Below are 17,939 nucleotides of genomic sequence, written 5' to 3' on the forward strand. Positions count from 1 at the left end.
TCGGCGCCGGGGGTGGTGGGACAGACTGTCCGGGTGACGATCAGCGGAGAGAAGAGCGCGGAAGGGTCGGTGCGGGTCGCCGACGAGGAGCGGACGAACGACGGCGGGGCCCTGTGGGGCGGGATGCCGCGATGGCTGCCCCGGGCGATGGTCATGTTCCTGGTGATGGTCGGGGTGTTCCAGCTCGCCGACTGGGCCTTCCGGCAGTTGATCGACCTCTTCGTGATGCTGCTGGTGGCGTTCTTCCTCTCGCTGGCCCTGGAGCCGGCGGTGGACCGGATGGCGGCGCGGGGGGTGCGCCGGGGGGTGGGTACCTTCCTGGTGTTCGTCGCGGTCGGGATCGCGGTGGCCGGGTTCCTGGCGGCGCTGGGCACGTTGCTGGTGGACCAGGTGGCGAAGATCGCCGGGGATCTGCCGCACCTGGTCGACAATCTGATCGGCTGGGTCAACCGGACCTTCCATCAGGACCTGTCGCTGGGCGAGCTGCAGAAGCGGCTGCTCAAGGACTCCGGCACGATCGAGGGCTACGCCCAGCAGGCCGCCGACAACGTCTGGGGCGTCTCCTCGACGCTGATCGGGGGGCTCTTCCAGACCTTCACGGTCGGGCTGTTCACCTTCTACTTCACCGCCGAGGGCCCGCGGGTCCGCAGGACGGTATGTTCGCTGCTGCCGCCGTCCAAGCAGGGCGAGGTACTGCGGGCCTGGGAGATCGCGCTCGCCAAGACCGGCGGCTACCTGTACTCCCGGGCGGTGCTCGCGCTGGTGTCGGCGGCCGGGCACTGGGTGATGTTCGCGCTGATCGACCTGCCGTACGCGGCCGCGCTGGCGATCTGGGTCGGCGTCATGTCGCAGTTCGTGCCGACGATCGGGACGTACCTGGCGGGCGCGCTGCCGGTGCTGGTGGCGCTCACGGTGGAGCCGGTGGACGCGCTGTGGGTGCTGGTGTTCACGGTGGTCTACCAGCAGATCGAGAACTACGTGCTGCACCCGAGGATCACCGCGAGGACGGTGGACGTGCACCCGGCGGTAGCCTTCGGCGCGGTGATCGCGGGCGCGGCGCTGCTGGGCGCGGTGGGCGCGCTGATCGCGATCCCGGCGGCGGCCACCCTGCAGGGCTTCGTGGGGACGTACGTGCGGCGGTACGAGGTGGCCACCGACCCGCGGATCGACCGCGGTGAGCAGCGGCGGGCCCGGAGGGAACTGCGCCGGGAGGCGGCGCGGCGGCTGCGGCGGATGGTCGGCGGCGAGTGACGGGCGGCGGGGGAGCGGTCCGGTCGCTCGCCCCGCGGTGCGTCCGAACGTGCGAGGCTTGAATCGAACACATGTTCTTTGTACTCTCCGGCGAGGAGTTTTCCACAGGCTGAGCCGGGTGGGGCTCGTTTGTCAGTGGGACGCGCTAGCGTCGATGACGATGAAGCGCACAGCACAGAACCCGAGGGAAAAAGTCATGGCAGGTACGGACCGCGAGAAGGCCCTGGAGACAGCTCTCGCCCAGATCGAGCGACAGTTCGGCAAGGGCTCGGTGATGCGCCTCGGCGAGAAGGCCAACGAGCCCGTCGAGGTGATCTCCACCGGCTCCACCGCCCTGGACGTCGCCCTCGGGGTCGGCGGCATCCCGCGCGGCCGGGTGATCGAGATCTACGGCCCCGAGTCCTCCGGTAAGACCACCCTGACCCTGCACCTGGCCGCCAACGCCCAGAAGGCCGGCGGCACGGTCGCCTTCGTCGACGCGGAGCACGCGCTCGACCCTGAGTACGCCAAGAAGCTCGGCGTGGACACCGACGCCCTGCTGGTCAGCCAGCCGGACACCGGTGAGCAGGCCCTGGAGATCACCGACATGCTGATCCGCTCCGGCGCGATCGACCTGGTGATCATCGACTCGGTCGCGGCGCTCGTCCCGCGCGCCGAGATCGAGGGCGAGATGGGTGACTCGCACGTCGGTCTGCAGGCCCGGCTGATGAGCCAGGCGCTGCGCAAGATCGCCGGTGCGCTGAACCAGTCGAACACCACCGCCATCTTCATCAACCAGCTGCGCGAGAAGATCGGCGTGATGTTCGGTTCGCCGGAGACCACGACCGGTGGCCGGGCGCTGAAGTTCTACGCCTCGGTCCGCCTGGACATCCGCCGGATCGAGACCCTGAAGGACGGCACCGAGGCGGTCGGTAACCGCACCCGCGTCAAGGTCGTCAAGAACAAGGTCGCCGCGCCGTTCAAGCAGGCCGAGTTCGACATCCTCTACGGCATCGGCATCAGCCGCGAGGGCGGCCTGATCGACATGGGCGTCGAGCACGGCTTCATCCGCAAGTCCGGCGCCTGGTACACCTACGAGGGCGACCAGCTCGGCCAGGGCAAGGAGAACGCCCGTAACTTCCTGCGGGACAACCCGCAGCTCGCCGACGAGATCGAGCGGAAGATCAAGGGCAAGCTGGGCATCGGCCCGAAGACCGATGAGCCCGCCGAGGGCGGGGCGGAGGCCGCCGCTGCCGACGGCGCCGCCAAGCCGATCACCGCGACCGCCGCCAAGACGGCCGCGGCGAAGAAGACGGCGGCTGCCAAGGCCTGAGCCGTTGACGCAGTACGACATGGTGGGTGGCGGCCCGGCGGGCCCCGAGGACGACGACTACGGCCCGCCGGACTGGTTCGCCGCGGTCGCGGAGGAGCCGGAGCCGGAACCGCGGCCGTCGGCGGCCCGGCCGCGGTCGCAGTCCCGCAAGGGGCGGCGGGAGCGCACGTCCACCACGCAGCGGGCATCTGGCCCGGAGCCGGAGTTCGACCGGGTTCCGGTCCGGACGGTGCGTGGCGCGGCGTCCGGGCCGGCGTTTGAACGGGAGCGGCCGGCGGAGGCCTCGGTCGAGGCGCTCGGGCTGGTCTCGGCCTCCGAGCTGCCCACCGGCCGCCGTCGGCGCCGCTCGGCGCTGGAGGCCGAGGAGTCCGAGGCCGGAGGCAGCTCGGAGGCCGCGGAGAGCGGTTGGGGCGAGGCCGAGGCAGCCGGTCGCGGGGGTGCGGCCGCCTCGGCCGCCCGCGCCGGTGCGGGTCGGCGCGGGAGCCGTCGGGGTGGGGGGTCCGCCGAGGGGCTGCCGGGCGAGGAGGAGGGCACCGCCCGTACCTCCCGCAAACGGGAGGAAGAGCAGTCCGATCCGGAGACCCGCGCCCGGGACATCTGCCTTCGGCTGCTGACCGGCGCCGCCAAGACCCGCAAGCAGCTCGCCGACGCCCTGCGCAAGCGGGAGATCCCGGAGGACGTCGCCGACGAGGTGCTCACCCGGCTCGAAGAGGTCGGGCTGATCGACGACGCGGCCTTCGCCGCGGCCTGGGTGGAGTCCCGGCACGCCGTCCGGGGGCTGTCCCGGCGGGCACTGGCCCAGGAACTGCGCACCAAGGGCGTGGCCGCCGATCTGGTGGAGCGGGCCGTCGCCCAGCTCGACCACGACGACGAGGCGGACGCGGCCCGGGCACTGGTCGAGCGCAAGCTGCGGTCCACCCGGGGGTTGGACCCGCAGGTCCGGACCCGCCGGCTGGTCGGCATGCTGGCCCGGCGCGGCTACTCCGATGGGCTGGCCTTCCGGGTGGTGCGCGGCGCACTGGAGGAGGAGGCAGCCGACGAACTGTCGGAAACCGGGTGGGAGTAGTGGCAGTTCCGCACACTTCTTGATCTGGGCCAGATCAAGTCTTGACCCTTTCGTGACCCACACCTAGCCTCGCACTCAGTGCGCGGGCGCTTCCGGACGGCGCCCGGCGGGGGCAGCCCGCGCAAGACGGGGAGTGGGGCGGCATGAGCATTTCGGCGGGCACCGGCACGGGTGACACCGTGTTGCCGATCGTCGGGTCGGCCGCCGCCGTCCTGCTGGTGCTCGCGGTGCTCGCCGCCGTGGTGATCGGACGACTGCGGGCGGAGCGGCGGCAGGCCCTCGCCGAGGCCGAGCAGGCCCGACGGCGGGCCGAGGAACAGGCCGGCCGGCAGCGGGCCGAGCTCGCCCGACGCGAGGAGGACCTGGCCGAGGAGCTGCGCCGGGTCCGCCGGCGGGAGGACGAACTGGCCGCCCGCTCGGCCGAGGTGGAGCGATCCCGGGGCGAGGCCGAGGCGCTGGTGGCCCGTCGGACGGCCGCGTTGGAGTGCGCCGCCGGACTCTCCGCCGAGCAGGCGCACGACCAGCTCCTGCGTGAGGCCGAGGGGTCGGCCCGCCGGGAGGCCGCGGTCATGGTCCGGGAGATCGAGCGCGAGGCCAAGGAGGAGGGCGAGCGCCGGGCCCGGTCCATCCTCGCCGGGGCGATCCAGCGGCTGGCCTCGGAGCAGACCGCGGAGACCGCCGTCACCGTCTTCCGGCTGCCGGGCGAGGAGATGAAGGGCCGGATCATCGGTCGCGAGGGCCGCAACATCCGCGCCTTCGAGACGGTCACCGGGGTCAACCTGATCATCGACGACACCCCCGCCTCGGTGCAGCTCTCCTGCTTCGACCCGGTCCGCCGGGAGGCCGCCCGGCTCACCCTGGAACGGCTGGTCGAGGACGGCCGGATCCACCCGACCCGGATCGAGCACCTGCACGAGCGCAGCCGCGCAGAGGTCGAGGCACGCTGCGTACGAGCCGGCGAGGACGCCCTGGTGGACGCCCGGGTCGGCGGGATGCACCCCGAACTCGTCCGCACCCTGGGCTCGCTGCGCTACCGGGCCTCGTACGGGCAGAACGTGCTCGGGCACCTGCTGGAGTCCGCGCACCTGGCCGGGATGATGGCCGCCGAGCTGGGGGCGGACCCGGAGCCGGTGCGCCGGGCGGCGCTGCTGCACGACATCGGCAAGGCGCTCACCCACGAGGTGGAGGGCAGCCACGCGGCGGTCGGCGCGGACCTCGCCCGGCGGTTGGGCGAGTCCCCCGAGGTGGTGCACGCGATCGCCGCGCACCACGGCGAGGTGGAACCGCGGACGGTCACGGCCGTGCTGACCCAGGCGGCGGACGCCTGCTCGGGCGGGCGGCCGGGGGCGCGCAAGGAGTCGCTGGAGGTGCACGTACGGCGGCTGGCGCGGTTGGAGGAGATCGCGCGCTCGCACACCGGGGTGTCCGAGGTGTACGCGATGCAGGCCGGGCGCGAGGTACGGGTGATGGTGCGGCCGGAGGCGGTGGACGACCTCGGGGCGGAGCTGATCGCCCGTGAGGTGGCCCGGCAGGTCTCGGCGGAGCTGACCTACCCGGGCCAGATCCGGGTGACAGTGGTCCGGGAGAGCCGGGCCACGGCGGTAGCGGGCTAGGGCCTGTCCCCTGGGACCCGCCGGGGCCGCCGAAACCCACGAGGCAGGCCCCTAGCCCGTCGCCGAGTCCACCTGCTGGGGCTCCGGAGCGGGCTCGGGCGAGGGCTCGGGCGTGCCGGCGATCGGTGCCGGGCCGCCGCGGGCCCGGTCGGCGAGCACCAGCAGGTCCTCGGTGGCCGCGCCCTGGGTGACGCCGACCAGATGGCCGTCCGGCCGGATCAGTAGCACCGTGTGCGGCCCGGCGCCCGGGTACTCCTCGGTGACCAGCACCTCGGCCGGCACGGGCAGCGCGGCGGAGACCTCGGCGAGCCGGGGCATCAGCCCGGCGCCGAGCCAGTGCTCGGACGACCAGACGGCGGTGCCGGGGGCGACCAGCAGCAGCAGGAAGGTGGCGCCGAGCCGGGCGTGCAGGTGGTCGGGGGTGCCGTCGGCGGCGAGCACCGGCAGGTCGGGGACGAGCACCCCGGGGGCGGTGGCGGGCAGCAGTTCGCTGAGCGAGGTGGTGCCGCGCGCGCCGTGCTGCGCCGGCACCCGGCCGGGGATGCCGGAGGGCGCCGCCGGGTAGGCGGGAGCGCCGCCGAAGCGGCCGGTGCCCAGCTGGCCGTCGGCGAGCAGCGGGGCGTGCTTGCGGAAGCCGCCGACCAGCAGCGAGCGCCGGGTCTGCTGCCAGCCGCGCAGCGGGCGCAGCAGCGGCATGGACTGGTCGACGGCGCGCAGCCGGGCGCCGACCGCCCCGCGCCGCTCGGCCTCGTAGCCGTCCAGCAGGGGGCCGCCGGGCTGGGGGCCGCCGGAGTGGAGGTGCCAGGCGAGGGCGAGCCGCCAGGCGAGGTTGTCGGCGTCGCGCAGCCCGTCGGCCAGGTTCTGCATGCCGAGCGCGCCGTGCAGGTGGGCGGCGTCGCCGGCCAGGAAGCAGCGGCCGCTGCGGAAGCGCGCGGCGAGGCGCTGCTGGGCGGTGTGGTCGGCGGCGGCGAGCAGTTCGAAGCGGGGCAGTTCGCCGCACCAGCCGGTGAGGGTGGAGGTGACCCGGGTGAGCAGGGTGTCGCCGGTGACGATGCCGGGCCAGGTGGCGTGCGGGTCGACCTGTTCGGTGGGGGCGGGCCGGCCGGGGGGCAGTCGCCAGTCGAGCCGCCAGACGCCGTCCGGCAGCGGACGGGCGGAGGCCTCGCGGTCGCCGCGCCACGGGGGTTCGCGGTGCAGCCGGGCCCCGTCGAAGGGCAGGTCGACCCGGACGGTGGCGATGGCGTTGCGGTCGACCGCCGGGCGGCCGGGGAAGCGGATCTTCAGCAGCTTGCGGACGGCGGAGCGGGCGCCGTCGCAGCCGACCAGGTGGCTGCCGCGCCACCAGGTGCTGGAGCCGTCCTGGGTGCCGTGGGTGCGGACGCTGACGCCGTCGCGGTCCTGTTCGAGCTCGACGACCCGGCTCAGTGGGACCAGCTTGACCAGCGGGGTGCCGGTGAGGGCGTCGCGCAGGCCGCGCTGGAGGCGGTGCTGGGGCAGGTGGAAGGTGGGGGAGTCGGTGAGGTCGATCCGCAGCACCTCCTGGCGGCGCCGCCAGACGGCGAAGGAGTCCCACAGGGCCGAGTCGGAGACGGCCCGCGAGTAGCCGATCCGGGTCAGGAAGGCGGTGGTGTCGGCCCCGAGGACGACGCTGCGAGGGCCCTCGGGGCAGAGCCCGGAGCCCTCGTCCAGGACGACCGTCGGCACCTCGTGCCGGGCCAGCGCGAGGGCCAGGGCCAGACCGACCGGTCCGGCCCCGACCACGATCACCGGGTCCATGAGGGGACCTCCGGGCACGAACCGGCCCATGGGCCGGCGTCAGTTACCGCTGCCGCATATGCCGCGTGGATGCTCCCGGGAGGTGTCACGAAGAGCAATGCAACAGTTCACCTGCGTGTCCGTCAAGCAGCAGATGAAGTGCGCCGGTTCGCGCCGCGACGGCCACGTGCTTCGATCCACCGTGCGAGCGCGGTCAGCAGCAGGCACAGGAGGATGTAGATCGGCCCGATCACCAGTACCACGGGGATGTAGGGGAAACCCGCGGCGTTCAGTGGCTGGCTGGCGATCCTCTTACCCATGAACAGCAGCTCGTTGTACGTGATGATGTAGCCGAGCGAGGTGTCCTTGAGGGTGACGACCAGCTGGCCGATCATCGACGGCAGCATCGAGCGGACGGCCTGCGGCACCAGGACGGACGACATCACCTGGGTCTTGCGCATCCCGATGGCGTACGCCGCCTCGCCCTGGCCGCGCGGGACGGCGTTGACGCCGCTGCGGATGATCTCGGCCTGGACCGAGCCGTTGTAAAGGGTGAGGCCGAGGACCAGCGCCCACATCGGGTCCTTGGCGAAGAACGCGTAGTAGAGCGCGACGATCAGGATCAGCAGCGGCATCGCCCGGAAGAACTGGACGAAGGCGGTGCAGGCCCAGCGGACCGGCTTGTGGTCGGACAGCTGGCCGGAGGCCAGCAGCGCGCCGAGGGAGAGCGAGAAGACGGCGGCCAGCCCGAAGGCCTTCAGGGTGGCCAGCAGGCCGTCCACGACCATCTGCTGGACGGCGTTGTACTGGAACGGGTCCCACAGGTCGGCGTCGAACTGGCCGTTGTCGGCCAGCGCGGCGATGACGTACCAGAGCAGTCCGGCGACGCCGATCAGCGAGAGGATGCCGAACAGGCGGTAGCGGGCGCGGGCCTTCGGGCCGGGGGCGTCGTAGAGGACGCTGGCCGAGGCGGGGCGCTGGAGAATGTTCATCGGGCCACCGCCAGTCGGGATTCCAGGAAGCGGAAGAGGGTGGCGACCGTCGCGCTGATCAGCAGGTAGGCGCAGGCCACCCAGAAGAAGATCGCGAAGATCGAATAGCCGCGCTCGGAGAAGGTCTGCTGGGCGCTGTACAGCTCGGGGACGCTGAACGCGCCGGCGATCGCCGAGTTCCTCGGCAGTGCGATGAACACGCTGCTCATCGGGGCCAGCACGGTTCGGGTGGCCTGCGGCAGGACGACCAGGGTGAGGGTCTGGCCGAAGGTCATGCCCAGGCTGCGGGCCGCCTCCGCCTGGCCGAGCGGCACGGTGTTGATGCCGGAGCGGATCACCTCGCAGACGAACGAGGCCGTGTACCCGCCGAGCGCCAGCACCGCGAAGACCAGGTGGCTGAAGTGCACGCCCAGCGGCGGCAGTCCGAAGGTGACGGCGAAGAACAGCAGGGTCAGCGGGGTGTTGCGGAACAGCGTCACCCAGGTGGTGCCGAAGGCGCGCAGGACCGGCACCGGGGAGACCCGGAAGGCCGCCAGCAGGGTGCCCAGCAGCAGGGCGAGCAGGGCGCTGAGCGCGCTCAGCTCGATCGTCTGCAGGAAGCCGTCGCGGAACAACGCGAAGTTGTCCTGCTCGAACAGGAACCCCATCCGGCGGCCCTCCTCTCACAGATGGTCGGAACAGGTGGTCGGGTACGGCGGTCGGATCAGTAGCGGTCGAGGGTCGGGACCTCGGGCGCGGCGGAGCCGGAGAGGCCCAGGGTCGCGTCGTAGGCCTTCTTCCAGTCGCCGTTGTCCTCGTGGGCCTTGAGGGCGTCGCTGATCGCGTCGCGCAGCGCCTTGTCGTCCTTGTTGAGGCCGACGCCGTAGTTCTCCTTGGTGAACGGCTTGCCGACGACCTTGAGCTTGCCGGCGTACTTGGAGGCGTAGCCCTTGAGGATCGCGTCGTCGGTGGTGACCGCGTCGACCTCGTTGGACAGCAGCTTCTCGACGCAGGCCGAGTAGGTGTCGAACTGCGTGATCTTCGGGTTGTACTGCTGGATGTTCTTGATCGAGGTCGAGCCGGTGGCGGTGCAGACGTTCTTGCCGCCGACGCTCTCCGGGCCGGTGATCGAGGTGTTGTCGTTCTTCACCAGCAGGTCCTGGCCGGCGATGTAGTACGGGCCGGCGAAGGAGACGGTCTTCTTGCGCTCGTCGTTGATGCTGTAGGTGCCGACGTAGAAGTCGATCTGGCCCTTGGCGATGGCCGGCTCGCGCTGCGAGGAGACCAGGGTCTGCCACTTGATCTGCTGCGGGGTGAAGCCGAGGTCGGCGGCGATCATCTTGGCGACCTCGATGTCGAAGCCGCTGCGGTCGCCGCTGGCGACGTCCTCCCAGCCGAGGAACGGCTGGTCGGCCTTGGCGCCGATGATCAGCTGGCCGCGCTTCTTGGCCTCGGCGATGATCGAGGAGTCGATCTTGACGTCGGTCTTGACCGTGTAGGTCGGCAGCGCCGGGGCGTTGCTCGCGCTCGCGGCGGTGGAGCCGCCCGGGGTGCCGTCCTTGCCGCAGGCGGCGGTGGCGGTGAGCGCGACGGCACAGAGCGCCACGGCGAGGGTGCGAGAAGTCCTCATGAGGGTTGTTCTCCTGGGGCTGGGCCACGGCGTCAACCGGGCTCTGGCGTCTGGAAGTTGTGCACGGGCAGGGCCGACCGGCAACGGTGCCGGGACGGCCTTGCGTGATCTCGAAGTGTCAGTGGTGCAGGATCTTCGAGAGGAAGTCCTTGGCGCGGTCGGAGCGCGGCGCGGTGAAGAAGGCGTCCGGGGTGTTCTGCTCGACGATCCTGCCGTCGGCCATGAACAGCACGCGGTTGGCGGCGGAGCGGGCGAAGCCCATCTCGTGGGTGACCACGACCATCGTCATGCCGTCGGCGGCCAACTGGCGCATGACCTCCAGCACCTCGTTGACCATCTCCGGGTCGAGCGCCGAGGTCGGCTCGTCGAAGAGCATCACCTTGGGCTTCATCGCCAGCGCCCGGGCGATCGCCACGCGCTGCTGCTGCCCACCGGAGAGCTGGGCCGGGTACTTGGCGGCATGCGCCGCGAGGCCGACCCGCTCCAGCAGTTCGCGGGCGGTCTTCTCGGCGTGCGACCGGATCACCTTGCGCACCTTGACCTGGCCGATGACCACGTTCTCCAGCACGGTCTTGTGCGCGAACAGGTTGAAGCTCTGGAACACCATGCCGACCTCGGTGCGCAGCCGGGCCAGTTCCTTGCCCTCGGCGGGCAGCGGGCGGCCGTCGATGGTGATGGTGCCGGAGTCGATGCTCTCCAGCCGGTTGATCGTCCGGCAGAGCGTGGACTTGCCCGAACCGGACGGGCCGATCAGGACGACGACCTCACCCTGGCGGATCTCGAGGTCGATGTCCTGCAGCACGTGCAGCGCGCCGTAGTGCTTGTTGACCTTGTTCAGCACGACCAGTGGGGCGGCTGCGGGGGTGGAGTCCTCGACCGGGCTCTCGGTCATCGCGCCTGCTCCCTCTGTGTCGGTTCATGCCTACCCGAGAAGTCTCAACTCCCTTGGGTGGCAATGGTGGTACGAATCCGGGAGCCGCGACCGGCGGAGCCGCAGCCCCCGGTGGGGCGACCTTAGGAGCGCTGACGGTGCCTCGTCAGCCGATCTGAGCGGAACTTGAGGATCACGAAAAGGACACACGGAGCGTACGTACTGTTCGCGAAGGCGTCTACGGGGCATGTCACAGCGGGAATCCGCGCCGGTGCTCCCCGTTCCCCACGAGCCCGGTGCGCGGTCGAACCTGGCGCCGGGCCGCCCGCTGGCCCATACTGCGCAGGAGCCGGGCCCCGACCGATCGGGTCCGGAGACCACGTGGGGAGAGGAGGAGAACAGGATGCGACTGCTGCTCGTCGAGGACGACGAACGCGTGGCCGCGGCGCTGGTCGCGGTGCTGGGCCGGCACGGCTTCCAGGTGCGGCACGCCCGCAGCGGGCACGAGGCACTGGACGCCCTGGTGCCGGACGGCAACGAGCCGTACCGGGTGGTGCTGCTCGACCTCGGGCTGCCCGATCGCGACGGCTTCGAGGTGTGCAGCCGGATCAGGGCCGGCAGCGGCGTGCCGGTGATCATGGTGACCGCCCGCGCCGACATCCGCTCCCGGATCCACGGTCTCAACCTGGGCGCCGACGACTACGTCACCAAGCCGTACGACATGGGCGAGCTGCTCGCCCGCATCCACGCCGTCGCCCGCCGTGGCGCGCTGCCCTCAGCGGTGTCGGTGCCCGCGCCCGACGCCGTACCGCAGCAGCGCGGCCCGCTGGAGTCCCGCGGCATCCGGATCGACCGGGAGCGCCGCCGGGTCAGCGTGGACGGCCGCGACGTGCCGCTCACCCGCAAGGAGTTCGACCTGCTGGCCCTGCTCGCCCAGAGCCCCGGCGTGGTCTACCGGCGCGAGCAGATCTTCAGCGAGGTCTGGCGCAGCGGCTGGGAGGGCAACGGGCGCACCCTGGAGGTGCACATCGGCTCGCTGCGCAACAAGCTCGCGCTGCCCGGCCTGGTCGAGGCCGTCCGCGGGGTCGGCTACCGGCTGATCCCCGACTCGCCGACGCCCACCGCGGCCGACCCGGCCCCACCCGCCCCCGCGGAGCACTGACCGCACGTGCGCACCCGCCTGCTCGGCATCCTGATCGCCCTCATGCTCTGCGTCCTGGCCGCCCTGGGGCTGCCGCTCGCGGCGGCGTTCGCGGCGGCCGAGCAGAGCAAGGTGGTCGTCGACCGGCTCGACGACGCCGCCCGCTTCGCGCAGGACCTGCCCACCTCCGGTGCCGCCTCGTTGGACTCCGCCCTCAAGGGCGACCCGGAGCCCGCTCCCGGCGACCTCAGCCGCCGGCACGCGATCGACGCCGAGGTCCGGCGCTACTTCGACCTGTACGGCGTGCGGCTGGGCATCTTCCAGCGTGACGGCATGCCGATATCGGTCGCCCCCGCGGACTGGCGGGTGCCCGCCGTCGGCTGGGGCGCCCAGGCCTTCCAGGAGGCCTTGGACGGGCGGCGCAGCCACAACCCGCCGCAGGTGTGGCCGTGGACCGAGGACCGCACGATCACCGTGGCCACCCCGGTGGTGCGCGACGGCGACGTGGTCGCGGTGGTGCTGAGCGAGTCCCCGACCGCGGCGCTGCGCACCCGGGTGCTGCACAAGTGGCTGGTGGTGGCCGGCGGCGAGTCGGTCGCGATGATCGTCGCCGTGCTGCTGGCCGTCCGGCTGACCGAGTGGGTGCTGCGTCCGGTGCGCACCCTGGACCGGGCCACCCACGACATCGCCACCGGCCGGATGGCCGCCCGGGTCGCGCCCGGCGGCGGGCCGCCCGAGCTCCAGCGGTTGGCGCGCTCGTTCAACGAGATGGCGGACCACGTGGTGCACGCCATGGACCAGCAGAAGGCCTTCGTCGCGGACGCCTCGCACCAGCTGCGCAACCCGCTGTCGGCACTGCTGCTGCGGGTCGAGGTGCTCGGCCTGGAACTGCCCGAGGGCCACGAGGAGGAGCTCAGCGGCGTCCGGGAGGAGGGCACCCGGCTGGCCCGGGTGCTGGACGATCTGCTCGGGCTGGCCACCGCCGAGCACGCCCGCCCCGAACCGGAGCAGACCGACCTCACCCAGCTGACCCTGGCCCGGGTGGACGGCTGGCAGCCGGTGGCCGAGCAGCGCGGGATCGAGCTGCGCTGGGACGGCCCGGCGCTGGCGATCGGCATGGCGGACCCGATCGGCTTCGGCTCCGCGCTGGACGCGGTGCTGGACAACGCGCTCAAGTTCAGTCCGTCCGGCAGCCAGGTGCGGCTGCGGGTCGCGGTGCGCCGGGACGAGGTCGCGGTGACCGTCACCGACGCCGGGCCGGGGCTCACGGAGGACGAGCTGTCCCGGGCCGGCGACCGGTTCTGGCGCAGCCCGCGGCACCAGAACGTGGACGGCTCCGGGCTGGGCCTGTCCATCGCCCGCACCCTGCTGGCGGCCGGCGGCGGCTCGCTCGGCTTCGCCCCGGTCGAGCCGACCGGGCTGGCGGTGACGCTGGCGGTGCCGCGTCCTCGGAAACCCTAGGGCCTCTCAGGGCTTCACCGAGCGGTAGTAGCGCGCCGCGCCCTCGTGCAGCGGGAGCGGGTCGGTGTAGACGGCGGTGCGCAGGTCGACCAGCTGGGCGGCGTGTACCTGGGCGCCGATCTGGTCGCGGCTGTCGATCACCGCCCGGGTCATGCCCTCCACCAGTTCCGGGTTCACGTCGTCCCGGGTGATCAGCAGGTTGGGCACGGCCACGGTCGCGACGGCGTCCTTGGGCTCGGCGTTCGGATAGGTGCCCTTGGGCATGGTGGCCGCCCGGTAGGCGTCGGTGCCGCCGCCCTCGGCCTTGTGCAGCGCCTCGGACAGGTCGCTCAGCGGGACGATCCGGATCCGGACGTGGTCGGAGAGGTCGGTGAGGGCGCTGGTCGGCAGGCCGCCGGACCAGAAGAAGGCGTCCAGCTTGCCCTCGCGCAGCTGGTCGGCGGCGTCGCCGACGCCGGCCATCACCGGGGTGATGTCGTGGTCCGGGTCCAGGCCGGCCGCGGCCAGCAGCCGCTTGGTCACCAGGTTCACCCCGGACTGCGGCAGGCCCACGCCCACCCGCAGGCCCTTGAGGTCGGCGGTGCGGCGCACGGTGGAGGAGGCCGGGACGATCAGCTGCAGGTAGTCGTCGTACAGCCGGGCGATCGCCCGCAGCTTGTCCTTGCCGGGCCCCTGGTAGTCGGCCACCGCGTCGGCGGTGGCGATCGCGAAGGTGTCCTGACCGTTGATCACCCGGGTGAGGTTGTCTATCGAGCCCTCGGTGTTGTCCAGAGCCAGCCGCACCCCCGGCATGGCCCGGGAGACGTGGGTCTGCAGCAGCTGCCCGTACCGGTCGTAGACGCCGCGCTGCACACCGGTCGCGAAGCGGGTCTCCCCGCGCGGGTACCCGGGCGAGCGGCCCGCCGACAGCCACCAGCCGCCCAGTCCGGTGACCAGCAGCACCAGCACCAGCACCGTCCGCCACAGCGGGCTGCGGGCCGCGCGGCGGACGGCGGCGCCGAGACGTGATGGATTGGTGGGGGCCATGCAGGGATACTGCCAGGCGCTCCGGCCGAACGGGAGGGGAACGGCTTGTGGAAAGCTCCGGGAAAACCGGCTCGCGGCTGCCCGTACCCTGGTCTGGTGAGCGGTGAGAGCGGATTGAAGAGCTACAAGGTCGTCACGCACGGCTGTCAGATGAACGTCCACGACTCCGAGCGGCTGTCCGGCCTGCTGGAGGACGCGGGCTACGTCAAGGCCGGGCCGGAGGGCGACCCGGACCTGGTCGTGTTCAACACCTGCGCGGTGCGGGAAAACGCCGACAACAAGCTGTACGGCAACCTCGGCCAGCTCGCGCCGGTCAAGAGCCGCCACCAGGGCATGCAGATCGCCGTCGGCGGCTGCCTGGCCCAGAAGGACCGCGAGACCATCGTCAAGCGCGCCCCCTGGGTCGACGTGGTGTTCGGCACCCACAACATCGGGCACCTGCCGGCGCTGCTGGAGCGGGCCGCGGTCGAGCGCAAGGCCCAGGTCGAGATCCTGGAGTCGCTGGAGACCTTCCCCTCCACGCTGCCCACCCGCCGCGAGTCCGCGTACGCCGCCTGGGTCGCCATCTCGGTCGGCTGCAACAACACCTGCACCTTCTGCATCGTCCCCGCGCTGCGCGGCAAGGAGGAGGACCGCCGCCCCGGCGACGTCCTCGCCGAGATCGAGGCGCTGGTGGACGAGGGCGTCATCGAGGTGACCCTGCTCGGCCAGAACGTCAACGCCTACGGCTCCGACCTGGGCGACCGCGAGGCCTTCTCCAAGCTGCTGCGCGCCGCCGGTCAGATCGAGGGCCTGGAGCGGATCCGCTTCACCTCGCCGCACCCGCGCGACTTCACCGACGACGTGATCGCCGCGATGGCCGAGACCCCGAGCGTGATGCACCAGCTGCACATGCCGCTGCAGTCCGGCTCGGACCGCGTGCTCAAGGCGATGCGCCGTTCCTACCGGCAGGAGCGTTTCCTCGGGATCATCCGCAAGGTCCGCGAGGCGATGCCGGACGCGGCGATCTCCACCGACATCATCGTGGGCTTCCCCGGCGAGACCGAGGAGGACTTCGAGGAGACGATGCACGTCGTCCGCGAGGCCCGCTTCACCAACGCCTTCACCTTCCAGTACTCCAAGCGCCCCGGCACCCCGGCGGCCGAGATGGAGGACCAGATCCCGAAGGAGGTCGTCCAGGCCCGCTACGACCGGCTGATCGCCCTCCAGGAGGAGATCTCCTGGGACGAGAACAAGAAGCAGGTCGGCCGCACCCTGGAGATCCTGGTCGCCGAGGGCGAGGGCAAGAAGGACGACCAGACCCAGCGCCTCTCCGGCCGCGCCCCCGACAACCGCCTCGTTCACTTCACCAAGCCGGACGAGCCGGTGCGCCCGGGCGACATCGTGACCGTCGAGATCACCTACGCCGCCCCGCACCACCTTTTGGCTGAGGGCCCGGCGCTCGCGGTGCGCCGCACCCGGGCCGGCGACGCCTGGGAGAAGCGTCAGGCCAAGCCCGCCGCCAAGCCGGCCGGCGTGCTGCTGGGCTTGCCGAAGATCGGCGCCCCGGCCGAGCTGCCGCTGGCCGCCCCGGCGGGCGGCGCCTGCTGCGGCGACTGACGCCCCGTTCCGGACGGCTTCGTCCGGCGGCCCGGTGGGAGCTCCGACTCCCGCCGGGCCGTTCGGCTCCCGGCTAGAGTGATCCACATGCTGGTAGCCGCCGCCGTGTGCCCCTGTCCGCCGCTGCTCGTCCCCGAGGTCGCCGCCGGGGCCGCGCCCGAGCTGGACGAACTGCGCGCAGCCTGCGACGAGGCCCTGGCGGCGCTGGTCGCGGCCGAGCCGGAGCTGGTCGTGGTGGTCGGCGCCGGGCCGGAGGCCGAGGTGTGGACCGAGGGCGGGGCCGGGTCCTTCCATCGGTACGGGGTGGCGCTGGTCGCCAAGCTGCCCGGCGAGCGGGTCGAGGGGCCGGAGCTGGCGCCCTCGCTGACCGTCGGCGCCTGGCTGCTGGAGCGCGCCGGGGTCACCCTGCCGACGCACGCCTGCGCGGTGCCCGCCGACGCCCCCGCCGACCGGATGCTCGGGCTGGGCCAGGGCCTGGCCGGCCTCGCCGACCGGGTCGCCCTGCTGGTGCTGGGCGACGGCAGCGCCTGCCGCTCGGTGAAGGCGCCCGGCTACCTGGACGAGCGCGCCGAGGGCTTCGACGCCGCGCTGGCCGCCGCACTGGCCTCGGCCGACCTGCCCGCCCTCGCCGCCCTGGACTCCGGGCTCGCCGCCGAGCTCAAGGCCGAGGGCCGGGCGCCCTGGCAGGTGCTGGCCGGCGCCGCCGAGGGCGCCGGCCTCACCGCGCGGCTGGGCTACCAGGACGCGCCGTACGGGGTCGGGTACTTCGTGGCCTCCTGGAGCTGACCCGTCAGGACCGGGGGGCCTGGCCCCCCTCGCCCGGCTTCGGCTTGTGGGCGAACTCGCCCACCGCGTCCTTGGCCTTGCCGGCGCCGTGCTCGATCTTCTCGCTGTACTTGCCCTTGGTGGCCTTGTCGATCGCGCCGCCGGCCTTGTCCACCATGCTCTCGATCTGGTCGCTGTGCTTGCCCGCGAGCTCGCTGGCCTTCTCCTTGAGCTCCTCGGCCTTGCCCTTGAGGTTGTCCATCAGGCCCATGGCGATCTCCTTCTCTCCCTGTCACCCTGCACAACGCCGGTGGCCGGTAAAGCGTTCGCAAAACCGGGGCCAGCTGCGGAAACGGCCGGAAACAGGCACGGAAGCGGTTCTCGAAGCACTCCTCGAAGAGTCCTCGGAACACTCATATCGTCGCGCGGCCGGGGGCGGGCGGCAGCCCGGCCTCCGGTGTCCCGGCGGCCGTCCCCGGAGCGGGGCAGTGGGAGACTGGAGCGGTGAGCAGCTCCCGTACCCCGCGCGTCGCCCCTCCCCGTGTGATCTGCATCGTCGGCGCGACCGCCGCCGGCAAGTCCGACCTGGCCGTCGCCATCGCCCGCACCCTCGGCGGCGAGGTGATCAACACCGACTCGATGCAGCTGTACCGGGGCATGGACATCGGCACCGCGAAGCTCACCATGGGCGAGCGCGCGGGAGTGCCGCACCACCTCATGGACGTCTGGGAGGTCACCGAGGCCGCCAGCGTCGCCGAGTACCAGCGGCTGGCCCGGGCCGAGATCGACCGGCTGCTCGCGGCCGGGCGCACGCCCGTCCTGGTCGGCGGCTCCGGGCTGTACGTCCGGGCGGCGATCGACGAGATGGAGTTCCCCGGCACCGACCCGGCGGTGCGCGCCCGGCTGGAGGCCGAGCTGGAGCAGGCCGGTCCGTACGCGCTGCACCGGCGGCTGGCCGAGCTGGACCCGGCGGCCGCCGAGGCGATCCTGACCGGCAACGGGCGGCGGATCGTCCGGGCGCTGGAGGTCATCGAGATCACCGGGCAGCCGTTCACCGCCAACCTGCCCGGCAACACCGCCGTGTACGAGGCGGTGCAGATCGGCGTCGCCGTGCCGCGCCCCGAGCTGGACGAGCGGATCACGCTGCGGGTCGACCGGATGTGGGAGGCCGGACTGCTGGACGAGGTGCGGGAGCTGGAGAAGGTCGGACTGCGGGAGGGGAGGACCGCCTCCCGGGCGCTCGGCTACCAGCAGGTGCTCGACCACTTCGCCGGCGAGTGCACCGAGGACGAGGCGCGGGCCGAAACCGTACGGGCCACCAAGCGCTTCGCCCGCCGTCAGGAGTCCTGGTTCCGTCGCGACGACCGGATCCACTGGCTCTCCCGCCCGGCCGGCACCGACCCGGTCGAGCTGCTGGAACGGTCCTTCGAGCTGATCGGGCGTCAGGGCGTTTCGGCCGCATAGGGCCTGGGGACGGG

Annotated in this window: 16 protein-coding genes; 9 read left to right on the top strand and 7 right to left on the bottom strand. The window is 72.5% G+C overall.

Going from position 1 to position 17,939, the window contains the following annotated elements:
• The first annotated feature begins 33 nt into the window (after positions 1-33).
• The 4 genes from ACH4E7_RS28685 (at position 34) to rny (ending at position 5,242) form a co-directional block, all read left to right on the top strand.
• The gene (locus ACH4E7_RS28685; RefSeq protein WP_396251954.1) at positions 34-1,251 is read left to right on the top strand and encodes an AI-2E family transporter; all 1,218 of its coding nucleotides are present in this window, start codon (positions 34-36) and stop codon (positions 1,249-1,251) included.
• A 196-nt stretch (positions 1,252-1,447) separates the two neighbouring features.
• Positions 1,448-2,563, top strand: a complete 1,116-nt coding sequence (recA, locus tag ACH4E7_RS28690) for a recombinase RecA (RefSeq protein WP_396251955.1) — start codon at positions 1,448-1,450, stop codon at positions 2,561-2,563.
• Positions 2,564-2,567: 4 nt separating this feature from the next.
• Positions 2,568-3,629: a recombination regulator RecX gene (recX, locus tag ACH4E7_RS28695; protein WP_396251956.1), complete on the top strand. Its 1,062-nt coding sequence runs from the start codon at positions 2,568-2,570 to the stop codon at positions 3,627-3,629.
• 143 nt (positions 3,630-3,772) lie between these two features.
• Positions 3,773-5,242, top strand: a complete 1,470-nt coding sequence (gene rny / locus ACH4E7_RS28700; protein ID WP_396251957.1) for a ribonuclease Y — start codon at positions 3,773-3,775, stop codon at positions 5,240-5,242.
• A 51-nt stretch (positions 5,243-5,293) separates the two neighbouring features.
• On the opposite strand, the gene ACH4E7_RS28705 is transcribed toward rny, so the two are convergent.
• From ACH4E7_RS28705 to ACH4E7_RS28725, 5 genes are all read right to left on the bottom strand, one after another.
• On the bottom strand, positions 5,294-7,018 hold the full coding sequence (locus ACH4E7_RS28705; protein ID WP_396251958.1) for an FAD-dependent monooxygenase: 1,725 nt from the start codon (positions 7,016-7,018) through the stop codon (positions 5,294-5,296).
• Between the two features lie 122 nt (positions 7,019-7,140).
• Complete coding sequence (locus ACH4E7_RS28710) at positions 7,141-7,989, bottom strand: amino acid ABC transporter permease (RefSeq protein ID WP_396251959.1); 849 nt, start codon at positions 7,987-7,989, stop codon at positions 7,141-7,143.
• Positions 7,986-8,636 carry an amino acid ABC transporter permease gene (locus ACH4E7_RS28715; protein ID WP_396251960.1) on the bottom strand — a complete coding sequence of 217 codons (651 nt, stop codon included), beginning with the start codon at positions 8,634-8,636 and terminating at the stop codon, positions 7,986-7,988. The genes ACH4E7_RS28710 and ACH4E7_RS28715 overlap by 4 nt, the downstream gene beginning before the upstream one ends.
• Positions 8,637-8,692: 56 nt before the next feature.
• Positions 8,693-9,598: a glutamate ABC transporter substrate-binding protein gene (locus ACH4E7_RS28720; RefSeq protein ID WP_396251961.1), complete on the bottom strand. Its 906-nt coding sequence runs from the start codon at positions 9,596-9,598 to the stop codon at positions 8,693-8,695.
• A 118-nt stretch (positions 9,599-9,716) separates the two neighbouring features.
• Positions 9,717-10,490 (bottom strand): amino acid ABC transporter ATP-binding protein, encoded by a 774-nt coding sequence (locus ACH4E7_RS28725; protein WP_396251962.1) that lies wholly within the window; start codon positions 10,488-10,490, stop codon positions 9,717-9,719.
• Positions 10,491-10,872: 382 nt separating this feature from the next.
• Here ACH4E7_RS28725 and ACH4E7_RS28730 point away from each other — a divergent pair, with 382 nt between their 5' ends.
• Positions 10,873-11,631 carry a response regulator transcription factor gene (locus ACH4E7_RS28730; RefSeq protein WP_396251963.1) on the top strand — a complete coding sequence of 253 codons (759 nt, stop codon included), beginning with the start codon at positions 10,873-10,875 and terminating at the stop codon, positions 11,629-11,631.
• Positions 11,632-11,637: 6 nt separating this feature from the next.
• On the top strand, positions 11,638-13,071 hold the full coding sequence (locus tag ACH4E7_RS28735; protein WP_396251964.1) for a sensor histidine kinase: 1,434 nt from the start codon (positions 11,638-11,640) through the stop codon (positions 13,069-13,071).
• A gap of 6 nt (positions 13,072-13,077) precedes the next feature.
• Here the strand turns inward: ACH4E7_RS28735 and ACH4E7_RS28740 are convergent, their stop codons facing one another.
• Positions 13,078-14,097, bottom strand: a complete 1,020-nt coding sequence (locus ACH4E7_RS28740; protein ID WP_396251965.1) for a TAXI family TRAP transporter solute-binding subunit — start codon at positions 14,095-14,097, stop codon at positions 13,078-13,080.
• A gap of 96 nt (positions 14,098-14,193) precedes the next feature.
• On the opposite strand from ACH4E7_RS28740, the gene miaB reads away from it, so the two are divergent.
• Together miaB and ACH4E7_RS28750 are read left to right on the top strand one after the other, a co-directional pair.
• Positions 14,194-15,696 carry a tRNA (N6-isopentenyl adenosine(37)-C2)-methylthiotransferase MiaB gene (miaB, locus tag ACH4E7_RS28745; protein WP_396251966.1) on the top strand — a complete coding sequence of 501 codons (1,503 nt, stop codon included), beginning with the start codon at positions 14,194-14,196 and terminating at the stop codon, positions 15,694-15,696.
• An 87-nt stretch (positions 15,697-15,783) separates the two neighbouring features.
• A complete protein-coding gene (locus ACH4E7_RS28750) occupies positions 15,784-16,482 on the top strand; it encodes a hypothetical protein (RefSeq protein ID WP_396251967.1) in 699 nt (232 codons plus the stop codon).
• 4 nt (positions 16,483-16,486) lie between these two features.
• Here the strand turns inward: ACH4E7_RS28750 and ACH4E7_RS28755 are convergent, their stop codons facing one another.
• On the bottom strand, positions 16,487-16,732 hold the full coding sequence (locus tag ACH4E7_RS28755) for an antitoxin (protein ID WP_396251968.1): 246 nt from the start codon (positions 16,730-16,732) through the stop codon (positions 16,487-16,489).
• Between the two features lie 233 nt (positions 16,733-16,965).
• Here ACH4E7_RS28755 and miaA point away from each other — a divergent pair, with 233 nt between their 5' ends.
• The gene (gene miaA / locus ACH4E7_RS28760; protein ID WP_396251969.1) at positions 16,966-17,925 is read left to right on the top strand and encodes a tRNA (adenosine(37)-N6)-dimethylallyltransferase MiaA; all 960 of its coding nucleotides are present in this window, start codon (positions 16,966-16,968) and stop codon (positions 17,923-17,925) included.
• The last annotated feature ends 14 nt before the right edge of the window (positions 17,926-17,939 follow it).

It is taken from the genome of Kitasatospora sp. NPDC018058, assembly GCF_044327205.1.
In the GTDB taxonomy this organism is placed as follows: Bacteria; Actinomycetota; Actinomycetes; order Streptomycetales; family Streptomycetaceae; genus Kitasatospora.

Bases quoted from the DNA above. Each gene is read 5' to 3' on its own strand.
- recA (WP_396251955.1), top strand. From the start codon at position 1,448: ATGGCAGGTACGGACCGCGAGAAGGCCCTGGAGACAGCTCTCGCCCAG.
- rny (WP_396251957.1), top strand. From the start codon at position 3,773: ATGAGCATTTCGGCGGGCACCGGCACGGGTGACACCGTGTTGCCGATC.
- ACH4E7_RS28705 (WP_396251958.1), bottom strand. From the start codon at position 7,018: ATGGACCCGGTGATCGTGGTCGGGGCCGGACCGGTCGGTCTGGCCCTG.
- ACH4E7_RS28710 (WP_396251959.1), bottom strand. From the start codon at position 7,989: ATGAACATTCTCCAGCGCCCCGCCTCGGCCAGCGTCCTCTACGACGCC.
- ACH4E7_RS28715 (WP_396251960.1), bottom strand. From the start codon at position 8,636: ATGGGGTTCCTGTTCGAGCAGGACAACTTCGCGTTGTTCCGCGACGGC.
- ACH4E7_RS28720 (WP_396251961.1), bottom strand. From the start codon at position 9,598: ATGAGGACTTCTCGCACCCTCGCCGTGGCGCTCTGTGCCGTCGCGCTC.
- ACH4E7_RS28725 (WP_396251962.1), bottom strand. From the start codon at position 10,490: ATGACCGAGAGCCCGGTCGAGGACTCCACCCCCGCAGCCGCCCCACTG.
- ACH4E7_RS28730 (WP_396251963.1), top strand. From the start codon at position 10,873: ATGCGACTGCTGCTCGTCGAGGACGACGAACGCGTGGCCGCGGCGCTG.
- ACH4E7_RS28740 (WP_396251965.1), bottom strand. From the start codon at position 14,097: ATGGCCCCCACCAATCCATCACGTCTCGGCGCCGCCGTCCGCCGCGCG.
- ACH4E7_RS28750 (WP_396251967.1), top strand. From the start codon at position 15,784: ATGCTGGTAGCCGCCGCCGTGTGCCCCTGTCCGCCGCTGCTCGTCCCC.
- ACH4E7_RS28755 (WP_396251968.1), bottom strand. From the start codon at position 16,732: ATGGGCCTGATGGACAACCTCAAGGGCAAGGCCGAGGAGCTCAAGGAG.